The sequence below is a fragment of the Hymenobacter aquaticus genome (assembly GCF_004765605.1).
GTDB lineage: Bacteria > Bacteroidota > Bacteroidia > Cytophagales > Hymenobacteraceae > Hymenobacter > Hymenobacter aquaticus.
In genome coordinates this window covers 808,462-826,504 of the sequence record NZ_SRLC01000002.1, presented here as the reverse complement: position 1 = coordinate 826,504, position 18,043 = coordinate 808,462, and the positions used below count along the sequence as shown (strand labels likewise).

Genomic DNA, 18,043 nt, shown 5'->3' with positions numbered 1-18,043 from the left:
CGGCTCCGGCTACTGCGGCTGAAACACCGCCCCGGCAAAGTCGAGCACGGCCTGGCGCACTTCCCGCGGCTTTTCGTAGTAGGCCAGGTGCCCGACGTCGGCCAGAAACAGCGCGTAGCTCACCGGGGCCAGGTGGGCCTGGGCCACCGACTGCTCCAGGGGCACGGCCACGTCCTCCTTGCCCACGATAAACTGCACCGGAAACTTGGCCCCGCGCAGCACCGGCGTCCGGTCGGGGCGGGCGGCCATGGCCCGCATGCCGCCCACGATGGTTTCCGGGGGCGTGGCCTTGCCGATTTCCTCCAGAAACTCCCGCTGCGCACTCAGGGCCTCGCGGTGCACCGGGGCAAACAGGGGCCGGATAAACGATTCCATGAACTTCTCCACCCCGTGCCGCTCCACGAAGGCCACGTTCTTTTCGCGGCTGGCCTTTTTCTCCTCCGAGTCGGCGTAGGCCGAGGAGTTGAGCAAACACAGGCCAGCCACCCGCTCGGGCCACCGCTCGGCGAAGGCCAGGGCCACGTAGCCGCCCATGCTGTGGCCCACGAGCAGGGCTTTTTCCACCGCGGCGGCCCGCAGCTTCTCGGCTACGTAGCGGGCCTGGGCCTCCATCGAGTAGTCGCGCACGTCGTGGATGTTGGTGCCGTGGCCCAGCAGGTTCAGGCTGATAACGCGGTATTCGGCGGGCAGGTCGCGGCAGAAGTCGGTCCAGATTTCGCGGCTTTCGGCGAAGCCGTGCAGGAAGACGAGGGTGGGTTGGTGGGGCATAACAAGGGCAAAGAACAGTGTAGAGACGCATACTTGCGTCTCAATCGTTGAACGATTAAACGCGCCGTGAGCAACGTCAGCAACGATTGAGACGCAAATATGCGTCTCTACAGCCTAAACGCAGCGAAGCCGAAGCAGCACAGGCTACTTCGGCTTCAATACGAGGGGCGCGGCACCACGCCGGCGGGGCAGATCCGCGGGCCGGGCCCGGCGCCCGGGGGTTCCTTTTACGCCTGGGCCGGCTTGCTGAACTGCAGGCTGGCCATCAGCTTCACGTCTTCGCTGACCACAATGGAGCCGGCCTCAGTAACGCCGTTCCAGGTCAAGCCAAAGTCTTTGCGGTTGATTTTGCCCGTCACTTCGAAGCCCGCCTTGGTGTTGCCGTAGAAGTCGCCGGCGCTGCCGCCGTACTCCACGTCGAAGGTCACGGGCTTGGTCACGCCGTGAATCGTCAGGTCGCCGGTCAGCTTGTAGTCCGAGCCGCCCGTCTTCTCAAACGAGGTCGAGACGAAGGTCAGCTGCGGGTAGGTGGCCGCGTCGAAGAACTCGGCGCTTTTCAGGTGCTCGTCGCGCTGCTCCTGGTTGGTGTCGATGCTGCTGATGTCGGCCGAGAAGCGCACGTGGGCGTTTTCGAACGAGTCCCCGTCGGTTTCGGCTTCGCCCTCGAACTTCTTAAACGAGCCCGTAACGGTCGAAATAACGAGGTGTTTTACCTTGAACTGAACTTCGGAGTGGGTGGGGTCGAGCGCCCATTTGGTAGTGGCCATGATGCGGTGAAATAAGAAGTGGTTGATGTCGGTTGCTACGGGTTCCGCGCCGGTAGCCGGGGCCGGCGGCGGCGGAGTACTGATGCAAATATACAAATAGTGTACATACATCAATGTACCTACATCATTTATTTTTGTTTGGTTCATTCACGTCTCCTCTTTTGCCGGGGTACTCAATAGCCGCTCTACCCTCGCCCCTGCCTACCGGCCGGGCTTAGGCCTATTCTTTCTTTTCCCACCACTGTACCGGTCCGGCGCTCGGCATTATTCTTTTTACCATTCTGTGAGCGGCAACATTGTGCCGCTGCATCTTCTATGAAGCCCTCCCCGCAAGTGGAAAGAGCTTCGCAGAGCACGAAGAAGCCTCCCCGGCGTGTCGGAACCGCTTCTTCGAATACAAAGAGCGCCTGTCCACACGCGGGGAGGCTTGCTTCGTGCCCGAACTCGGCCTTTCTTTCCGTCGGAATGCCATAGTAGATTACCAGGACGTGGCTGGCTAGTATCTTTTTACCAGGCACTTATCCAGAAGCTCGACATTTCTTCTACCTTCCGCGCATTATTCACTTTTCACTTGTATTCTTATGCTTACCCCTACTCCTACCGCCTCTGCCAAGCCGCGCAAGACACCGTTGCTGCCCGACAGTGACCAGCAGTTGGCGGAGCTGGCTGTTTTCGCAGCCGACCACTGGCTGGATGAATCTTGGCTGACGCTGCGTTTCGTGAAGGCGGCCGAGTTTCGGACCCAGGCCCAGGCCTATCAGGCTGCCGTGGCGTCGCGGCAGCAGGCAGGCAGTACCCGCCCCATCGGGGCCGACGACCTGCTGACCCTCGACGCGCAGATTGACGAAAATCTATACCGCGTCAAAAACCGCCTCATCGACAAGTACGACAAGAAAAGTGCCCCGGCGCACTACCCAGCGCTGGGTATCGGCAAGTTCCACGGCAGCTACATCCTCGACCGGGAACGGACCCGGCGCATCGGGGCACTGCAAACGCTGTTGGCTGGTCTCAAAGCCGAAAAGATTGACGACGGCGACTACGGCACCGCCTTCTGGCAACCCATTGCCACCCGCTACGCCGAGCTGGTAAACCAGCTCACTCTCACCGACAGTAGCGTCGCTACCGCCGTGGCCACCAAAGACTCGATGCGCTCCTATGTAACCACCGTGCTGAGCAGCCTGGCCAAAGCCCTCGACGCCAACTACCCCGCCAAGAAGGAGTACAAGGCCCAGCTTCTGGCCTGGGGCTTCCAGCGCAAGTCGTACTAAGCGGTAGGGTTCCGCGTAAAAAAGGCCGTTGCTCCCAGAGAAGAGCAACGGCCTTGTTGTTTGTTTACCTTTGGGTATTCCCCTTTTCCTTCTGAGTTATGAATGAGCAGCTAATCGTCAAGAATTTCGGCCCCATCAAAGATGCCACCGTGGACTTTAAAAAGGTGACGGTGTTTATCGGCCCGACGGGTGGAGGGAAGAGTACGCTGGCGAAGTTGGCGGCTATATTAAAGGACCCTGAATTTTATTCCGCATCAGAAGGAAAAGAATTCGAATTCTTTGCAAACTACTCCATCAAGACTTATTTCCAAACGAATACACACATAACATGGGAAAATAACAATGATAGCATATTAATAATGAATGACAAAATAGGCGTTAGTGAATCGTTAAAGAATAAAATAGATTCTATAACAGAAGATACTAATGACGCCTTAATAAAGAACCTAGTACATAGGCTTCAAAATATCGTCACAGAGCAAAATATTAATTTGGAGATAAAAGAAGATATAGATTTTCTCAAGAATGAACTTGATAAATTGATTACTGAAAATATTTTCGCACCTATATACAAAGCAGGAATAGCACCTTACAGGCCTAGTTACATTCCTTCAGAGAGAAGTTTTGTACCTGCTATTGAGTATTCATGGGCTGGTTTGATGCGAGATGATATAGGACTCCCAAAACAGATACTTAACTTTGCTAACAGCTTCTCCACTTCACGCAAGTATGTACCAGAACTAAATATCGATTTTTTCGATGTAAAATACTTACATATCAATGGGCAGGATTATATAAAAATACCAGAGAGAGAGGAACCCTTAAGGCTTTTTGAAACAGCAAGCGGGATTCAATCTGTTACTCCTCTTCTTGTATTGTTAACGCATTTATTACAAGACAGTGACCAGACACAAAGTTTTATTATTGAAGAACCAGAACTTAATCTTTATCCCACTGCTCAAAGGGATTTAGTGTACACTTTACTTGAAAAGTGTACACAAGGTAACAATGCTCTTACTATTACAACTCATAGCCCATATGTATTAGCGGCTCTTAACCTTTGTTTGTATGCACACAAGATTAAAGAGCTTTTTCCACATCAAGCGAGGAAAGTAAACAAACTCATCCCTGAAAAATACTGGGTAAGTCCTAGAGAATTCAGTGCTTATTACGTTGCTGGCGGGGGTGTTAAATCCATCTTTGATGATAAAACCGGGTTATTGAGCGAAAGCCAATTAGACGAAGTATCGGGAGAATTCGCTGACATCTTTGACCGCCTAACTGACCTACGAGTACCTGAGAAGAAAACTTTAGCCAAAGCTAAGTCGGCAAAGAAATGAAGAGCCGGATAGAAAGAGCTTACCCGCATAGTTCTGTATGCATTGTCCATCATACCCGAACAGTTCGGCGGGTATTCGACTGTCCAATTAGGAAAACAGCGCTTTACCGCACCGGGAAGCGCGACCCTAATCTAGACTTCGAAATCAACAACCCAACAGGACGAGACTTCTATACTATCAGTGTAGATGGCTGTTTATATCCTACCTCCAAGTCTCCTAAACGTTGCGACTATGCAGTGTTCTGGAACGAAACTATTGTCTTTATTGAGTTTAAGCTTGGTATGCCTGTTGGCCGTAATACCAAAGTTCCGGCTCGAATGCGCCAAGCATTAGATCAGCTTATTCCCACTATTCGGCGTTTCGAACGACACGGCGTTTTTCTTGCCGATACGAAGATCGAAGCAGTAGCCTTTGTAAGTCGGCATTTGCAGCGTCCACTGAATACAATTTCTATGCAAGCTGCAAAGGACCGCTTGAAAACAGCTTTCCCAACCCTCAACGTGCGATTCAAAGTCACTAAGTCTAGATCTATTTAACAACAGAAAAGCCCCGCCGGATTCGTCCGGCGGGGCTTTTCTGTTGTTAAATCTTCTTACAGAATCACTGATTCTACGGCGGCCTTGGCGGCTACTTTGCCGTGCATCTCGCGTACGGCGGCGGCAATACCGTCGGCGTCGAAGCCGCACTCTTTGTAGAGCTCATCCTGGGTGCCGTGCTCCACTACGCGGTCCGGGATGCCGAGGCGCTTGACGGGCACCGAGTAGCCGTGGTCGGCCATGAACTCCAGGATGGCCGCGCCGAAGCCGCCCTGCAGGCAGCCGTCTTCCACGGTCACAATGGCTTTGTACTGGCTCAGGGCGGCGGCCAGCATTTCCTCGTCGAGGGGCTTGGCGAAGCGCATATCGAAGTGGCCCACGCTCAGGCCTTCGGCGGCCAGCTGCTGGGTGGCCTTCACGGCGTAGTTACCGATGTGGCCGATGGTCAGGATGGCGACGCCCTCCCCTTCGCGCACCACGCGGCCGGTGCCCACGGCAATTTTCTTGAACGGGGTGCGCCACTCGGGCATCACGCCCTCCCCGCGGGGGTAGCGGATGCTGAACGGCCCCATATCGGGCAGCTGGGCGGTATACATCAGGTTGCGCAGCTCCTCCTCGTTCATGGGGGCGGCTACCACCATGTTCGGAATGCAGCGCATGTAGGCAATGTCGTAGCAGCCGTGGTGGGTAGGGCCGTCGGCGCCGGCAAAACCGGCCCGGTCGAGGCAGAACACCACGTTCAGATCCTGCAGGGCCACGTCGTGCAGCACCTGGTCGTAGGCGCGCTGCATAAAGGACGAGTAGATGTTGCAGAATGGCACCAGGCCCTGGGTAGCCAAGCCAGCCGAGAAGGTCACGGCGTGCTGCTCGGCAATGCCCACGTCGAAGGCGCGGTCGGGCATGGCCTTCATCATAATGTTCAGGGAGCAGCCCGAGGGCATGGCGGGCGTCACGCCCATCACCTTGGCGTTCTGCTCGGCCAGCTCCACCATCGTGTGCCCGAATACGTCCTGGTACTTGGGCGGCTGGGGCTTCTCGTAGGTTTTCTTGTGAATCTCGCCGGTAATCTTATCGAACAGGCCGGGTGCGTGCCACAGGGTCTGGTCTTTCTCGGCCAGGGCGTAGCCTTTGCCCTTTACCGTCACGCAGTGCAGGATTTTGGGACCCGGAATGCTTTTCAGATCCTGGAGAATGGTAGCCAGGTGCTGCACGTCGTGCCCATCGACGGGGCCGAAGTAGCGGAAGTTCAGGGCCTCGAACAGGTTGCTTTGTTTGAGCAGCGTGGCCTTCATGGCCGACTCTACCTTGCGGGCAATCTGCTGGGGGTTGGGGCCGAACTTGCTGAGCTTGCCCAGCACGTTCCACAGCTCGTCGCGCACCTTGTTGTAGGTGCGGGAGGTGGTAATATCGGTCAAGTACTCCTTGAGCGCGCCCACGTTGGGGTCGATGCTCATGCAGTTGTCGTTGAGGATAACCAGCAGGTTGGAGTTGGCCACGCCGGCGTGGTTCAGGGCCTCGAAGGCCATACCGGCCGTCATGGCCCCGTCGCCGATAACGGCAATGTGCTGCCGGTCTTTCTCGCCTTTGTAATCGGAGGCTACGGCCATGCCCAGGGCGGCCCCGATGCTGGTGGAGCTGTGGCCCACCCCGAAGGCGTCGTACTCACTCTCCTTGCGCTTGGGGAAGCCCGACATGCCGCCGTAGCGTCGGTTCGTGGGGAACCGGTCGCGCCGCCCGGTCAGGATCTTGTGGCCGTAGGCCTGGTGGCCCACGTCCCACACCAGCTGGTCGTAGGGCGTGTTAAAGACGTAGTGCAGGGCTACCGTCAGCTCTACCACGCCCAGCGAAGCCCCGAAGTGGCCGCCGTAGATAGACACGGAATCGATAATAAACTGTCGAAGCTCCTGGCTGACTTGCACCAGTTGGTCTTCACTGAGCTTTTTTAGGTCGTCGGGCGAGTTTATAGCCGCCAGCAATTCACCGGGTTCGACAATCATCTTCGAAAGAGGGCAAGGAGGAGAGGTTCAGCAAGGCAACAGACAGAGGAGCCTAAAGGTTAAGCCTTTCGGAAACTTCACCACCTGTAACGGGCAAAGGTACGACTTTTCACAGGTACCGGTTGTAGCCCCAGCCGTCCGGCAGCGGTAATACCGCAGCTTGGCAGGGTGCTATTGGTGCCGGAAAGTATCCGGCTTGCCTCATTCGGGCAAAGCTGGCGGGGCCGGGCGGGCTACGTGCAACTTTCCGGCCCCGTGCTCCTCTTCATCCGAGTTTAACGTGGCGAGGCTTAATTAATGTCTATTTTTGCCTTCTCCACCCTCTTCCTTTCTCATGCCGCTCACCCAGCAGAACAATCAGGAGCAGCAGCTTCTCGACAAGCTCAAACCGTCGCGCATCGTGCTGCCGGTGCTGATCGGGCTGAGCGTGGTCGGGTTTATGTTCTGGCGCAGCTACCGGCCCGGCGACCTGGCCCCGCTGGCCGACGCCAAAGTGCACTGGCTGCTCATCACGCTGGCCGTGCTGCTGGCCCGCGACCTGGGCTACGTCTACCGCATTCGGCACATTTCGGAGCGGGTGCTGAGCTGGCGGCAGAGCCTGGACGTGATTATGATCTGGGAATTTGCGTCCTGCGTGCTGCCCTCGGCCGTGGGCGGCACGGCCGTGGCCTCGTTTATTCTCAATAAGGAAGGTATTTCTCTGGGAAAGTCGATGGCCTACGTGATGGTCACGGCCCTGCTCGACAACGTCTACTACGTCGTGACGGTGCCTTTGGTGGTGTGGCTGGCCGGCAACGCGCTGTACCCGCACGAGGCCCTGCAGGGCGGGCTGGTGACTACGCTCAAAGTAGCATTCGTGGTGAGCTACGTGCTGGTGACGCTCTACGCGCTGCTGATGCTGTACGCCATTTTCGTTAATCCGCAGTCGGTGAAGCGGCTGATGGTGCGGCTGTTTTCCCTGCGGGGGCTGCGGCGGTGGCGGGCCAAGGCCTATCAGCACGGCAACGAGGTGGTGTGGGCCTCGGCCCAGCTGCGCGGCAACGGAGCCGGCTACTGGCTGCGGGCCATCGGCTCCACGTTCTTCGTCTGGACGGCCCGCTACCTGGTTATCGGCTGCATCATTGCGGCCTTCGTCAACGTGAGCTGGGACGAGTTCCTGCTGATTTTCGGCCGCAACCTCACCTACAAAGTCATTCTGCTATTGGCCATTACGCCCGGCGGGGCCGGCATTGCCGAAGGCGCTTTTCCCACCTTCTTCGGCAAGTTTATCGGTACGCCCACCATGACCAACTTCGTGGTGCTGCTCTACCGCATCGTCACGTACTATCTGTATCTGGTGCTGGGCGCGGTGTTTCTGCCGCGTTGGGTGGGTCGGGTTTTTGCCGGCCACAAGCACCCGTAGCAAGCCACTTGCAGCCGACACAAAAAAGGCCCTTCCGCGCGGTGCGGAAGGGCCTTTTTTGTATAGTGCGGAGGCTAAGCTACTCCTTTTCCAGGCGCAGCTCGGCGCCCTCGGGGCTTTTCAGCGTGAGCTTGTCGTCGGTCAGCGTTACCACATCGAAGCTGTTGCTGGTGGTAGCGCCGTCGGGGGTCAGCATGATTTTCTTGTTGGGCTGGTCGAAGGTGTACTTGCCATTGACGGCCCCGGCGGGCGAGGTCATGTTGTACTGGCCGTTGGCGAAAAACGTAATTCGCTCGTCTTCCTGCGCGTCGGTTTGCTTCACTTTGTCGCCGCCGACACTGAGCTCCTTGTCGGTTTTCCAGACTTTGCTCTCGGTACCGTAGAGCATGTTGACGCCTTCGACTTTGCCTTCCTTGCTACCGCAAGAGGCCAGAAACAGAACAACCAGCGTCAGCAGGCCGGTGAGCAAGCGGAAGGAAGTGGGGAGATTTTTCATGAGAAAGAAGGGGTTTGGAAGGAGGAGTAAAACCAGTTGCCAGCCGCGCTACGGCGGCCAGCGTTGCGGTTCTTACGCGGCAAAGGCGAAAGGGTTAAGCTGCCAACGGCTGGGCCTGATGCCAGTACAACCAATTTAAAACAAGGGCGTAAGATGCTCTGATGCCGTGGCCTTCAGGCACATCCGGCACCATCTCCTCCTCACTCTAACCAACACACACTCATGGGACTGTTTGATTTCCTCAGCAATAAAGGCGAAGAAAAACCTGTTCAACCCGCTGCCAAGCCCCAAACCGGCGGCACGGACTTCTTCGGCAATGCCGCCCCCGGCGCGGCCACCACGCAACCCGCCGCCGCAAAAGGCGACTCTTATACGGTTGTCAGCGGCGACTCGCTTTCCAAGATTGCCAAGCACCACTACGGCGACGCCTCCAAGTGGCACCAGATATACGAAGCCAACAAAGCCATTATCGGCGCGAACCCCGACCATATCGAAGTGGGCCAGCAGCTGACGCTCCCTACCCTTTAGGTCCTTTTTTGCAGAAAAAGGTTGGAAACGCCGCCCGAGCTTCGGGCGGCGTTTTTTCTGGTCTTGATTTTTGGCAAGAATAAAAAAACTTTTTGCGGGATTTGGTCTTTTCAATTCCAGCTGTACATTTGCAGTCACCAACCCGGTACTCTCCCAGAACGATGGGACAGTTTGAAAGAATTTATACAGAAGCGGCGAGAGAACAGGCTCCCTGACCCGCTGGCAACCTTCATCTGATGAAAGGTGCCAATTCCTGCCCGCAAGGCGTAAGGCCGGCGGGAGCTATAAGTCGAGTACCATGGAAAACGCCCCCGCATCCTTCTTTTTTGCCCCATCCGCTTCCGCCGCCCCCGGGCCCGCTGAACTGCCGATGGGTTTTCGTGCTTTCGTCGCCGCTGTGCCGGCCGGCCGAATGCGCCTGTGCTGTTGCACCCCGTGTTGTTGCTGTTGCTAGCCGGCCGCTGAGCGCCTAGCTTCTCCCCCTCCCTCCTTTTTTCCTGCCTCCCCGCCGTTCGAAGCCACCCGTGGTGCGTCTCGTCGCAGGGTTTGGCCTACGCTTCGCCGTCGCCCTCGTCAGGGCCCGGAAGCACTTGCGGCAGCCGCCGTTTGGCGCCCAAGCTACTGATTACCTGAAACTTAATTCCCCGGAATTTCCTAAACCAGCCTCATCATGTCTACGCAAGCCCTGCAATTCGAGACCCTGCAACTCCACGCCGGCCAGCAGCCCGACCCCGTTACCGGTGCCCGCGCCGTGCCGCTGTACCAGACCACTTCCTACGTGTTCAAGAACGCCGAACACGGGGCCAACCTGTTTGCCCTGAAGGAATTTGGCAACATCTACACCCGGCTGATGAACCCCACCACCGACGTGTTTGAGCAGCGCGTGGCGGCCCTGGAAGGCGGCGTGGCCGCCCTCGCCACGGGCTCGGGGCAGGCGGCGCAGTTCATTGCTCTGAACAACATTCTGCAGGCCGGCGACAATTTCGTGAGCAGCTCCCACCTCTACGGGGGCACTTACAACCAGTTTAAAGTGGCCTTCAAGCGCCTGGGCATCGAGGTGCGCTTTGCCGACGGCGACAACCCGGCCAGCTTTGAGGCCCTGATTGACGAAAACACCAAGGCCATCTACCTCGAAACCATCGGCAACCCCAGCTTCAGCATTCCGGACTTCGAGCGGATTGCCGCCATTGCCGACAAGCACGATTTGCCGCTGATTGTGGACAATACCTTCGGGGCGGGCGGCTACCTGTTCCGGCCCCTGGAGCACGGCGCCCACATCGTGGTGGAGTCGGCCACGAAGTGGATTGGCGGGCACGGCACCAGCATCGGCGGCGTGATTGTGGACGGCGGCAAGTACGACTTCGGCAACGGCAAGTTTCCGCAGTTCACCGAGCCCTCGGAAGGCTACCACGGCCTGGTATTCAACGACGTATTCGGCAAGAACGGGCCGTTTGGCAACATTGCCTTTATCATTCGGGCCCGGGTGGAAGGCCTGCGCGACTTCGGCCCGGCCATCAGCCCCTTCAACTCCTGGCAGCTGCTCATCGGCCTCGAAACCCTGAGTTTGCGCGTCGACCGCACCGTGGAAAACGCCCTGCGCATTGCGACCTGGCTGGAGCAGCACCCGCAGGTAGAAAGTGTGAATTATCCGGGCCTGAAGAGCAGCCCCTACCACGCCCTGGCCCAGAAATACCTCAAGCGCGGCTACGGCGGCGTGCTGACTTTCAGCATCAAGGGCAGCAAGGAAACGGCCACCCAGTTTATCGACAACCTGAAGCTGGTAAGCCATTTGGCCAACGTGGGCGACGCCAAGACGCTGATTATTCAGCCCTCGGCCACTACCCACCAGCAGCTTTCCGAGGAAGAGCAGCGCGCCGCCGGCGTGACGCCCACCTCCTTGCGCCTGTCGGTTGGCATTGAACATTTCGACGATATCCGCGCGGATCTGGCCCAGGCCTTCGACGCCGTGCGCAACGCGGCTCCCACGACCTCCGATGACGACGAGGACACCGTGGTGCAGCCCGAAGTAGAACACGCTGCCCCGCTGGAGGTCTAAAGTAGAGAGGAGACAGGGCCGGCAGCGAGAGTGCCGGCCCACTCCAGCTACGGCAGCGCAATGGGTGGCAGGATGAGGAGTTGTGAGAGAGGAATCATCCTGACCATTCCGCAATAGCCCGGGCTGAGCCGGCCCCGGTCCGCACGTTCTTCATTGGGTGGGACTGATGAGAGCGGCCCGACCGGTTCAGCCCGCGTGCTATTGTACTGAACTCAACGCCTGCCGCCCCTTGCCGGGCTGGCAGCCGCAAACTACCTACTGCAATGACTGACTTACGGCTGTTGAACCTGTCGGCGGGACTCGTGCTGGAAAGCGGCGCGACGCTGGCCCCGGTGCAGATTGCCTACCAGACGTTTGGCACCCTGAACGCCGCCCGCGACAACGTGGTGTGGGTGTGCCACGCCCTCACGGCTAATGCCGACGTGCTGGGCTGGTGGCCCGGCCTGTTCGGGGCCGGCGACTATTTCGACCCGGCCGACTGGTTTATCGTGTGCGCCAACGTGCTGGGCTCGTGCTACGGCAGCACCGGCCCGCTGACTCCGACCGGCAACGCCGCGGAGCCGCTGTATCAGCAGTTTCCGCTGGTCACGATTCGGGACCTGGTGGCGGCCCACGAGGCCCTGCGCCAGGAGCTGGGCCTGACCCGGATTCATACTCTGATTGGGGGCTCTTTGGGCGGGCAGCAGGCGCTGGAATGGGCCATTCAGCAACCCGGGGTGTTTGCGCATCTAGTGGTGCTGGCGACCAACGCCCAACACTCGCCCTGGGGCATTGCCTTCAACGAGGCCCAGCGCCTGGCCGTTTTTGCCGATGCTACCTACCACGAAGGCACGCCCACCGGCGGGCAGCGGGGCCTGAAGGCGGCCCGGGCCACGGCCCTGCTCAGCTACCGCAGCTACGAGGCCTACGGCCGCACCCAGGCCGAGCCCGACCCGGAGCGCCTCGACGCCTTTCGGGCCAGCTCCTACCAGCAGCACCAGGGCGACAAGCTTGTGGCCCGCTTCAACGCCTACAGCTACGTGGCCCTGTCGCGCACGATGGACACGCACCACGTGGGCCGGGGCCGGGGCGACGTAGCCACCGCGCTACGCCAGATCCGGGCCCGCACGCTGGTCATCAGCATCAGCTCCGACGTGCTGTTTCCGCCCAGTGAGCAGCAGTTGCTGGCCCGCCACATTCCGGGCGCGGCTTATGCTGAAATGGATTCGCAGTTCGGCCACGACGGTTTCCTGATTGAAACCGGCCAAATCACCCAGCTTTTAGAACAGTTTTATGTCCCGACTCTCGTCCACTAACCTCGCTGTATCGGCCCTGGCGGCTTCGTTGGCCGCGCCCCTGCGCGTGGGCCTCATCGGCTTCGGCTGCGTGGGGCAGGGCCTCTACGATATTCTGCGGCAGCGGCCCGGCTTTGGGGCCGAAATCCGCCGCATTGCCGTCAAGAACCCCGGCAAGCCCCGCTCCCTGCCGGTCGAGGCCTTCAGCTTTCAGGCCGACGAGCTGCTGCACGACCCCGAGCTGGACGTGCTGGTCGAGGTGATTGATGATGCCCGGGAAGCTTTCCGGCTGGTGAGCACCGCGCTGCGGCAGGGTCGGCGCGTGGTAACGGCCAACAAGGCCATGGTGGCCCAGCACCTGCCCGAGCTGATTGCCCTGGAGCGGGAGTTTGGTGGCACGCTCCTCTACGAAGCCGCCGTGTGCGGCAGCATTCCGGTTATCCGGACGCTGGATGCCTATTTCGGGCAGGAGCCATTGCGCAGCGTGAGCGGCATTGTCAACGGCTCGTCGAACTACGTGCTGACGCGCATGGGCCAGGACGCCTCGGAGTACGCCGTGGCCCTGGTGGAAGCCCAGCAGCAAGGCTTTGCCGAAACCGACCCCACGCTGGACATGGCCGCCTTCGACCCTCGCTCCAAAGCCGTGATTCTGGCCGCCCACGCCTACGGCGCCTTGTTGCAGCCCGAGCAGGTGCTGAACCTGGGCATCGAAAACGTGAGTGCCACCGACATTGCCTACGCGGCCGTGGCGGGCCAGAAAATCAAGGTGGTGGCCGGCCTCTACCTGCTGCCCGACCAGCAGCTCACGGTGCTCGTGACGCCCCAACTCGTAGACCCGACTTCGCCGCTGTATGCCGTCGACGACGAGTTCAACGGGGTGGTGATTGAGGCGGAGTTTGCCGGCCCGCAGTTTCTGCGGGGCCGCGGGGCGGGCGGGCATCCCACCGGCTCGGCCGTGCTGGCCGACCTGGCCGCGCTGCGGGCCAACCAGCGCTACGCCTATGCCAAGCTGGCCCAACCCGAGCTGACTTACACCACCGACCTGGAAATCGAAATCTACCTGCGCACCGACGACGAGTTGCTGCTCGACCAGCTGGGCTTCACCGACATCACCGAGGAGGCCGACGAGGACGGCTACATCGTGGGCTTCGTGCCCCTCGACGCCCTGATTCAGCACCGGGACCGGCTGCGCACGGCCGGGGCCTTCATTGCCCGCACCGGCAACGTGCGGCCCGCCACTCACGCGACGGAAGTGCTGGAAGCTGCCAGCGCGGTATAGAGACACGGCCCTTTGCCGCTTCATGGCTGAACGCTAGCGGCCCACAGGGGGCGCAACATATGCTGGCGCAATTATTTTTGCGCCAGCATATGTTGCGCCCCCCTTGCTTACTGAAGCAAAAAAGAACGTCATGCAGAGCGTAGCGAAGCATCTCGCGTGCAATGGTATATGATTACCATTGCACGCGAGATGCTTCGGCTGCGCCTCTGCATGACGTTCTTTTTTGCTTTCTAAACAGCTTCTATACATAAAACGCCTCCTACCAATACAGCAGGAGGCGTTTGACTCAGGAGCTCAGTCAATCTACTTACTCAAACAGAACCCGCTGGGTAGCTATACCCGCGCCCCGCAACAGGTAGATGCCGGGCTTTAGAGCTTCGCGCCGGAGCAGCTGCTCGGGCTGCTCCCAGCGGAAGCGGCGTACTACGCGGCCCGTAGCGTCGAGCAGCTCCAGCGTGTGGGGCTGAAAAACGGTGCCGGTGGCGGCCGTCAGCTTCACGGCTTCGGCAGCGGGCAAGGGGTAGAGTTGCAGGGCGGCCACCGGGGCCTGAGGGCGCGTGCCCGTCACGGTGCCGGGCTGGCGCAGCACCGGCCGCAGAAAGTCGCGCACGTAGCGGAAGGTGGTATCCATGTAGGCCAGGGCGCGGGCGCTGGTGCCGCTGTAGGGCACGTGGCCGGCATTTTTGAAGGTATACAGCGGGTTCGGTACGTTCACCGCGTCGGCCCGGGGCTTCAGGGCGCCGCTGCCGTACACCACCTGGGGCGGCAGGCCGCTGCCCACGCTGCCCTTGCCGTAGGGCACGGTACCGTCGGCGGTGCCGTGCATGCTCACGAAGGGCACGTCGCCGGGCTCAATCCAGTTGGGGCGGCCCAGGGCGCCGCACAGGTTCACGACGCCGCGCACGACGCTGGAGTAGCCGGGGTTGCCGCTGTTGCCTTCCAGCCCGCCAAACTGGCCAATGCCGATGTACTCGGGCACCTCAGTGGTTTTGTTGAGGTAGGCCAACTGCAGGGCCATAAACGCCCCGGCCGAGCTGCCGGCCGCGAAAATATAGCCGGGGTGAATCCGGTAGGTTTTGCTGGTAGCCGCGTCCTGGCGGAAAAAGCGCACCGCCGCCCGCATGTCCTGGGTGGCCCGCACCGAGGCCTTGGCAATGTTGACCGTGTCGAAGGGAAAGAACAAAAGTCGGTAGTCAATGCTGGCCGTGACGTAGCCCAGGCGGGCGTAGCGCTGGCACAGCTCGGTTACGTCCTGGTCGGTTTTGGAGCCCGACACGAAGCCGCCGCCGTGGGCAAACACCAGCAGGGGCCGGCGGCGCACGGTGTCGCCGGTGGGCTCGTAGATGTTCATGGTCAGCGTCTGGGTGCTGCCCGCGTAGGTTACGGCCGAGCCAAACACGACGTTGGCGCGGGTGGTGATGTTCGGGAAAATGGGCTGGTAGTAGCGGCCCCGGGTGGTGTCAATCTGGGCCTGGGCGCGGGCGGCGGGCCCGGCCAGCCCGAGCAGCAGCAGGAAGAGGAGAAGTTTTTTCATGATTCGGAATGAAGAGGCGAAATACAAAGACGTAGGCCAGGAAAGCAAGGTTACCTGATAAACTACTGTTTCTGAAGGGTTTTCTGCCAGCCAGCCGATTCACCGCCCGGGCGGCTTGGGTCAGTGGGCTGGGTTGCGTAGGTTTACCGCCTCCTTTTGGCTTCTGCACCATGCCCATCTCCCCTCCCCCGCTCCGCCCCGGCGACCAGGTCGCCCTGGTCGGCACCGCCCGCAAGGTAACGGCCGAAGAAATGGCGCCGGCGGTCGACATCCTGACCCGCTGGGGCCTGCGCGTCGTGCTGGGCGAGTCCATTACGGCCGCGCACCACCAGTTTGCCGGCTCCGACGAGCTGCGCCGCCGCGACTTGCAGCAGCAGCTCGACGCGCCCGACATCCGGGCCATTCTCTGCGCCCGGGGCGGCTACGGCACCACCCGCATCATCGACCAGCTTGACTTTTCGGGCTTTGCCCAGCACCCCAAGTGGGTAGCCGGCTTCAGCGACATTACCACCCTGAACTGCCACCTGCTGAAGCTGGGCTACGAAAGCATCCACGGGGTGATGGCCTTTATTTTCAACCAGGCGGGCGGCGAGGCGTCGTTGGAAAGTTTGCGCCGGGCGCTGTTTGGCGAACCAATCAGCTACGCGGTGCCGGCCCACCCGCTCAACCGCCCCGGCTCGGCCACCGGCGAGCTGATCGGCGGCAACCTGACCCTGCTGCAAAACCTGACCGGCACCGCCTCCGACTGCCCCACCGACGGCCGCATCCTGTTTCTGGAAGACGTGGCCGAATACCTGCTGAGTATCGACCGAATGATGGTGCACCTCGACCGCACCGGCAAGCTGCGCAACCTGGCCGGGCTGGTGGTGGGCCACTTCACCGACCCGCAGGACAACGCCGTGCCCTTCGGCCAGACGCCCGACGAAATTATTGCCACCTACGCGGCCAAGTACCAGTTTCCGGTGGCCTACGGCTTCCCGGTGGGCCACGAGCCCCAAAACATGGCCCTGATTTGTGGCCGCCCGGCCCGGCTGACCGTCACGGCCGCCGGCACCGAGCTGTCTTACCTCTAAAATTCCGCTTGCTGATGTCGATAGTCGTTCGAGCCCTTACCGCCCTTGAGGCTACCGCCCAGGTTCCGGCCCTGACTGAGTTGTTCCAGGATGCGCTGGAATCGGGGGCGGCGCTGGGCTTTATGCTGCCCGTAGCCCCCGGCGAGCTGCAGGAATACTGGCACGAGGTGGCCCAGGCCCTGACGGAAGGCAACCGGGTGCTGCTCGTGGCCGAAGCAGACGGCCGGATCATAGGCACCGCGCAGCTGGACCTGGCCACGAAAAATAACGGCTTGCACCGGGCCGAGGTCTGCAAGGTGATGGTGCACTCCCGGGCCCGGCGCCAGGGCATCGGCCGGCAGCTGATGCAGGCCGTGGAAGACCACGCCCGCCAGCACCAGCGCACCACGCTCATTCTGGACACCCGCCAGCACGACCCCTCCGAGCAGCTCTACCAGCAGGCGGGCTACACCGTGGGCGGCGTTATCCCCGACTTTGCCCGCAGCTCCTCGGGCGAGCTGCACGCTACCGTCATCTACTACAAGCTGCTGTTCGGCTAACAGTCACCCTCAACAAGTATACTGCCGGGTGTAGCCCGCTGGCAGGATCGTTGAAAAAACGAGCATGCGCGGGGTTGGACATTGTTTTGTGACGTTAGCCGAAGCATTTCCGCTGCACCGGTAGCAGCTTCTCGCCGAAGCCAATGGAGCTGCTGCCAGTCTGCTACATTGCCCGCAGCAACATGCAAAGGGAGATGTAGCAGCTCCCGGGCCCGCGCCAAAACAGTCTGGCCCGCTGCCCGACCCGCTGCCGATACCTCAGCTTGTTATCCGTTCTTGGCGGCACTAAAAATATAGTACACCTTGCTGTCGTATTCATCGGGCATATCTGCTACTTTTCTGCCCCGGCCGGTCTTTTCCGGCTCGGCGCTGCCTGTTAGCTTTACCCACTTCTCACCCGGTGCTCACCTGCCGGGTCCTTCTATTCCCCGGCATCCCACCCTGATAGGGCATTGATTCTACTGCCGCTTTTGCGTGGACCAGGCCGGTTTACTTGTATCGTTTTTACTTTTTTTATTCTTCCTATGAAACAGCTGTTACCTATTGGCGCTTTGCTTGCTTGCTTGCTTGCTTACGGTGGCGGGCACCGCACAAGCCCAGAATCAGAATGTACTGGGCAACCTTAACGTGCTGGGCGACGGCTCGCATCCTAACACCGGCGACGTGAGCGTGAACGGGGCGCTGTTGCTGACCGGCTCCAATTACTGGGTTTTCCAAACTCCGAACGACGGCCGCACCGACATGTATGTGGCCCCAAACTGGAACTGGAACAGTGAAACCAGATTCCAGAGCAACGGCGACGTTGTGTTTTCCGGTAAAGTGACTATTGGCCGAACGGGCATCAACCCGGGCGGGGCGGGCAGCCTGCGGTTGGCCGTCGAAGGCCCCTTTGGTGCCCATGCGGTATATGTGCGGGCTCCCGGCGTAGCCTGGCCCGATTACGTGTTTGCCCCCGCGTACCGGCTGCGGCCGCTGCCCGATGTAGAGCAGTTTATTCTGGTCAACCGCCACTTGCCCGACGTGCCCGCTGCCACAGAGGTAGAAAAGCAAGGTCTGGACCTGGCCGCCACTGATGCCGTACTGCTGCGCAAAGTAGAGGAGCTGACACTTTACCTGATTGCGCTGCAAAAAGAAAACGATGCTCTGAAAGCCCGCGTGGGTGCTCTGGAACGCAAACGCTAAAGCT

At 60.0% G+C, this 18,043-nt stretch carries 16 protein-coding genes and 1 riboswitch; of the genes, 11 read left to right on the top strand and 5 right to left on the bottom strand.

Translation table 11 applies throughout. From position 1 onward, the window contains the following. Nucleotides 1–9 precede the first annotated feature (9 nt). Both E5K00_RS16180 and E5K00_RS16175 read right to left on the bottom strand, forming a co-directional pair. Nucleotides 10–768 (bottom strand): alpha/beta fold hydrolase, encoded by a 759-nt coding sequence (locus E5K00_RS16180; protein WP_135464350.1) that lies wholly within the window; start codon nt 766–768, stop codon nt 10–12. Nucleotides 769–995: 227 nt separating this feature from the next. Beyond that, nucleotides 996–1,535: a YceI family protein gene (locus tag E5K00_RS16175; RefSeq protein ID WP_135464349.1), complete on the bottom strand. Its 540-nt coding sequence runs from the start codon at nt 1,533–1,535 to the stop codon at nt 996–998. Between the two features lie 581 nt (nt 1,536–2,116). On the opposite strand from E5K00_RS16175, the gene E5K00_RS16170 reads away from it, so the two are divergent. From E5K00_RS16170 to E5K00_RS16160, 3 genes are all read left to right on the top strand, one after another. Continuing rightward, nucleotides 2,117–2,803 (top strand): hypothetical protein, encoded by a 687-nt coding sequence (locus E5K00_RS16170; RefSeq protein ID WP_135464348.1) that lies wholly within the window; start codon nt 2,117–2,119, stop codon nt 2,801–2,803. Nucleotides 2,804–2,901: 98 nt separating this feature from the next. After that, the gene (locus E5K00_RS16165; protein WP_135464347.1) at nt 2,902–4,143 is read left to right on the top strand and encodes an AAA family ATPase; all 1,242 of its coding nucleotides are present in this window, start codon (nt 2,902–2,904) and stop codon (nt 4,141–4,143) included. Between the two features lie 236 nt (nt 4,144–4,379). Then, the gene (locus E5K00_RS16160; protein WP_135464346.1) at nt 4,380–4,679 is read left to right on the top strand and encodes a hypothetical protein; all 300 of its coding nucleotides are present in this window, start codon (nt 4,380–4,382) and stop codon (nt 4,677–4,679) included. Between the two features lie 56 nt (nt 4,680–4,735). On the opposite strand, the gene dxs is transcribed toward E5K00_RS16160, so the two are convergent. Then, nucleotides 4,736–6,676 (bottom strand): 1-deoxy-D-xylulose-5-phosphate synthase, encoded by a 1,941-nt coding sequence (gene dxs, locus E5K00_RS16155; RefSeq protein ID WP_135464345.1) that lies wholly within the window; start codon nt 6,674–6,676, stop codon nt 4,736–4,738. Between the two features lie 334 nt (nt 6,677–7,010). On the opposite strand from dxs, the gene E5K00_RS16150 reads away from it, so the two are divergent. Then, the gene (locus E5K00_RS16150) at nt 7,011–8,078 is read left to right on the top strand and encodes a lysylphosphatidylglycerol synthase transmembrane domain-containing protein (protein ID WP_135464344.1); all 1,068 of its coding nucleotides are present in this window, start codon (nt 7,011–7,013) and stop codon (nt 8,076–8,078) included. Nucleotides 8,079–8,157: 79 nt separating this feature from the next. On the opposite strand, the gene E5K00_RS16145 is transcribed toward E5K00_RS16150, so the two are convergent. Beyond that, the gene (locus tag E5K00_RS16145) at nt 8,158–8,574 is read right to left on the bottom strand and encodes a hypothetical protein (protein ID WP_135464343.1); all 417 of its coding nucleotides are present in this window, start codon (nt 8,572–8,574) and stop codon (nt 8,158–8,160) included. Nucleotides 8,575–8,796: 222 nt separating this feature from the next. Between E5K00_RS16145 and E5K00_RS16140 the strand changes: the two genes are divergently transcribed. The 4 genes from E5K00_RS16140 (at nt 8,797) to E5K00_RS16125 (ending at nt 13,711) form a co-directional block, all read left to right on the top strand. After that, the gene (locus E5K00_RS16140) at nt 8,797–9,102 is read left to right on the top strand and encodes a LysM peptidoglycan-binding domain-containing protein (RefSeq protein ID WP_135464342.1); all 306 of its coding nucleotides are present in this window, start codon (nt 8,797–8,799) and stop codon (nt 9,100–9,102) included. Nucleotides 9,103–9,280: 178 nt separating this feature from the next. Beyond that, nucleotides 9,281–9,393: riboswitch (SAM riboswitch) on the top strand. A gap of 379 nt (nt 9,394–9,772) precedes the next feature. After that, nucleotides 9,773–11,158, top strand: a complete 1,386-nt coding sequence (locus E5K00_RS16135; RefSeq protein ID WP_135464341.1) for an O-acetylhomoserine aminocarboxypropyltransferase/cysteine synthase family protein — start codon at nt 9,773–9,775, stop codon at nt 11,156–11,158. A gap of 263 nt (nt 11,159–11,421) precedes the next feature. Next, nucleotides 11,422–12,453 carry a homoserine O-acetyltransferase family protein gene (locus E5K00_RS16130; RefSeq protein WP_135464340.1) on the top strand — a complete coding sequence of 344 codons (1,032 nt, stop codon included), beginning with the start codon at nt 11,422–11,424 and terminating at the stop codon, nt 12,451–12,453. Continuing rightward, the gene (locus E5K00_RS16125) at nt 12,431–13,711 is read left to right on the top strand and encodes a homoserine dehydrogenase (protein WP_135464339.1); all 1,281 of its coding nucleotides are present in this window, start codon (nt 12,431–12,433) and stop codon (nt 13,709–13,711) included. Before E5K00_RS16130 ends, E5K00_RS16125 begins: the two co-directional genes overlap by 23 nt. 307 nt (nt 13,712–14,018) lie before the next feature. On the opposite strand, the gene E5K00_RS16120 is transcribed toward E5K00_RS16125, so the two are convergent. Continuing rightward, nucleotides 14,019–15,245: an alpha/beta hydrolase fold domain-containing protein gene (locus E5K00_RS16120; RefSeq protein WP_135464338.1), complete on the bottom strand. Its 1,227-nt coding sequence runs from the start codon at nt 15,243–15,245 to the stop codon at nt 14,019–14,021. 170 nt (nt 15,246–15,415) lie between these two features. Here E5K00_RS16120 and E5K00_RS16115 point away from each other — a divergent pair, with 170 nt between their 5' ends. The 3 genes from E5K00_RS16115 (at nt 15,416) to E5K00_RS16105 (ending at nt 18,039) form a co-directional block, all read left to right on the top strand. Beyond that, nucleotides 15,416–16,318, top strand: a complete 903-nt coding sequence (locus tag E5K00_RS16115; RefSeq protein ID WP_135464337.1) for a S66 peptidase family protein — start codon at nt 15,416–15,418, stop codon at nt 16,316–16,318. Nucleotides 16,319–16,332: 14 nt separating this feature from the next. Continuing rightward, a complete protein-coding gene (locus tag E5K00_RS16110; protein WP_135464336.1) occupies nt 16,333–16,857 on the top strand; it encodes a GNAT family N-acetyltransferase in 525 nt (174 codons plus the stop codon). A gap of 555 nt (nt 16,858–17,412) precedes the next feature. Then, entirely contained in the window at nt 17,413–18,039 is a 627-nt protein-coding gene (locus tag E5K00_RS16105) for a hypothetical protein (RefSeq protein WP_167856924.1), read from the top strand. Nucleotides 18,040–18,043 lie beyond the last annotated feature (4 nt).

Coding starts and splice junctions, on each gene's coding strand:
- E5K00_RS16175 (WP_135464349.1), bottom strand. CDS start 1,535: ATGGCCACTACCAAATGGGCGCTCGACCCCACCCACTCCGAAGTTCAG.
- E5K00_RS16165 (WP_135464347.1), top strand. CDS start 2,902: ATGAATGAGCAGCTAATCGTCAAGAATTTCGGCCCCATCAAAGATGCC.
- E5K00_RS16120 (WP_135464338.1), bottom strand. CDS start 15,245: ATGAAAAAACTTCTCCTCTTCCTGCTGCTGCTCGGGCTGGCCGGGCCC.
- E5K00_RS16115 (WP_135464337.1), top strand. CDS start 15,416: ATGCCCATCTCCCCTCCCCCGCTCCGCCCCGGCGACCAGGTCGCCCTG.
- E5K00_RS16130 (WP_135464340.1), top strand. CDS start 11,422: ATGACTGACTTACGGCTGTTGAACCTGTCGGCGGGACTCGTGCTGGAA.
- E5K00_RS16140 (WP_135464342.1), top strand. CDS start 8,797: ATGGGACTGTTTGATTTCCTCAGCAATAAAGGCGAAGAAAAACCTGTT.
- E5K00_RS16170 (WP_135464348.1), top strand. CDS start 2,117: ATGCTTACCCCTACTCCTACCGCCTCTGCCAAGCCGCGCAAGACACCG.
- E5K00_RS16125 (WP_135464339.1), top strand. CDS start 12,431: ATGTCCCGACTCTCGTCCACTAACCTCGCTGTATCGGCCCTGGCGGCT.
- E5K00_RS16135 (WP_135464341.1), top strand. CDS start 9,773: ATGTCTACGCAAGCCCTGCAATTCGAGACCCTGCAACTCCACGCCGGC.
- E5K00_RS16150 (WP_135464344.1), top strand. CDS start 7,011: ATGCCGCTCACCCAGCAGAACAATCAGGAGCAGCAGCTTCTCGACAAG.
- E5K00_RS16145 (WP_135464343.1), bottom strand. CDS start 8,574: ATGAAAAATCTCCCCACTTCCTTCCGCTTGCTCACCGGCCTGCTGACG.
- E5K00_RS16180 (WP_135464350.1), bottom strand. CDS start 768: ATGCCCCACCAACCCACCCTCGTCTTCCTGCACGGCTTCGCCGAAAGC.
- dxs (WP_135464345.1), bottom strand. CDS start 6,676: ATGATTGTCGAACCCGGTGAATTGCTGGCGGCTATAAACTCGCCCGAC.
- E5K00_RS16110 (WP_135464336.1), top strand. CDS start 16,333: ATGTCGATAGTCGTTCGAGCCCTTACCGCCCTTGAGGCTACCGCCCAG.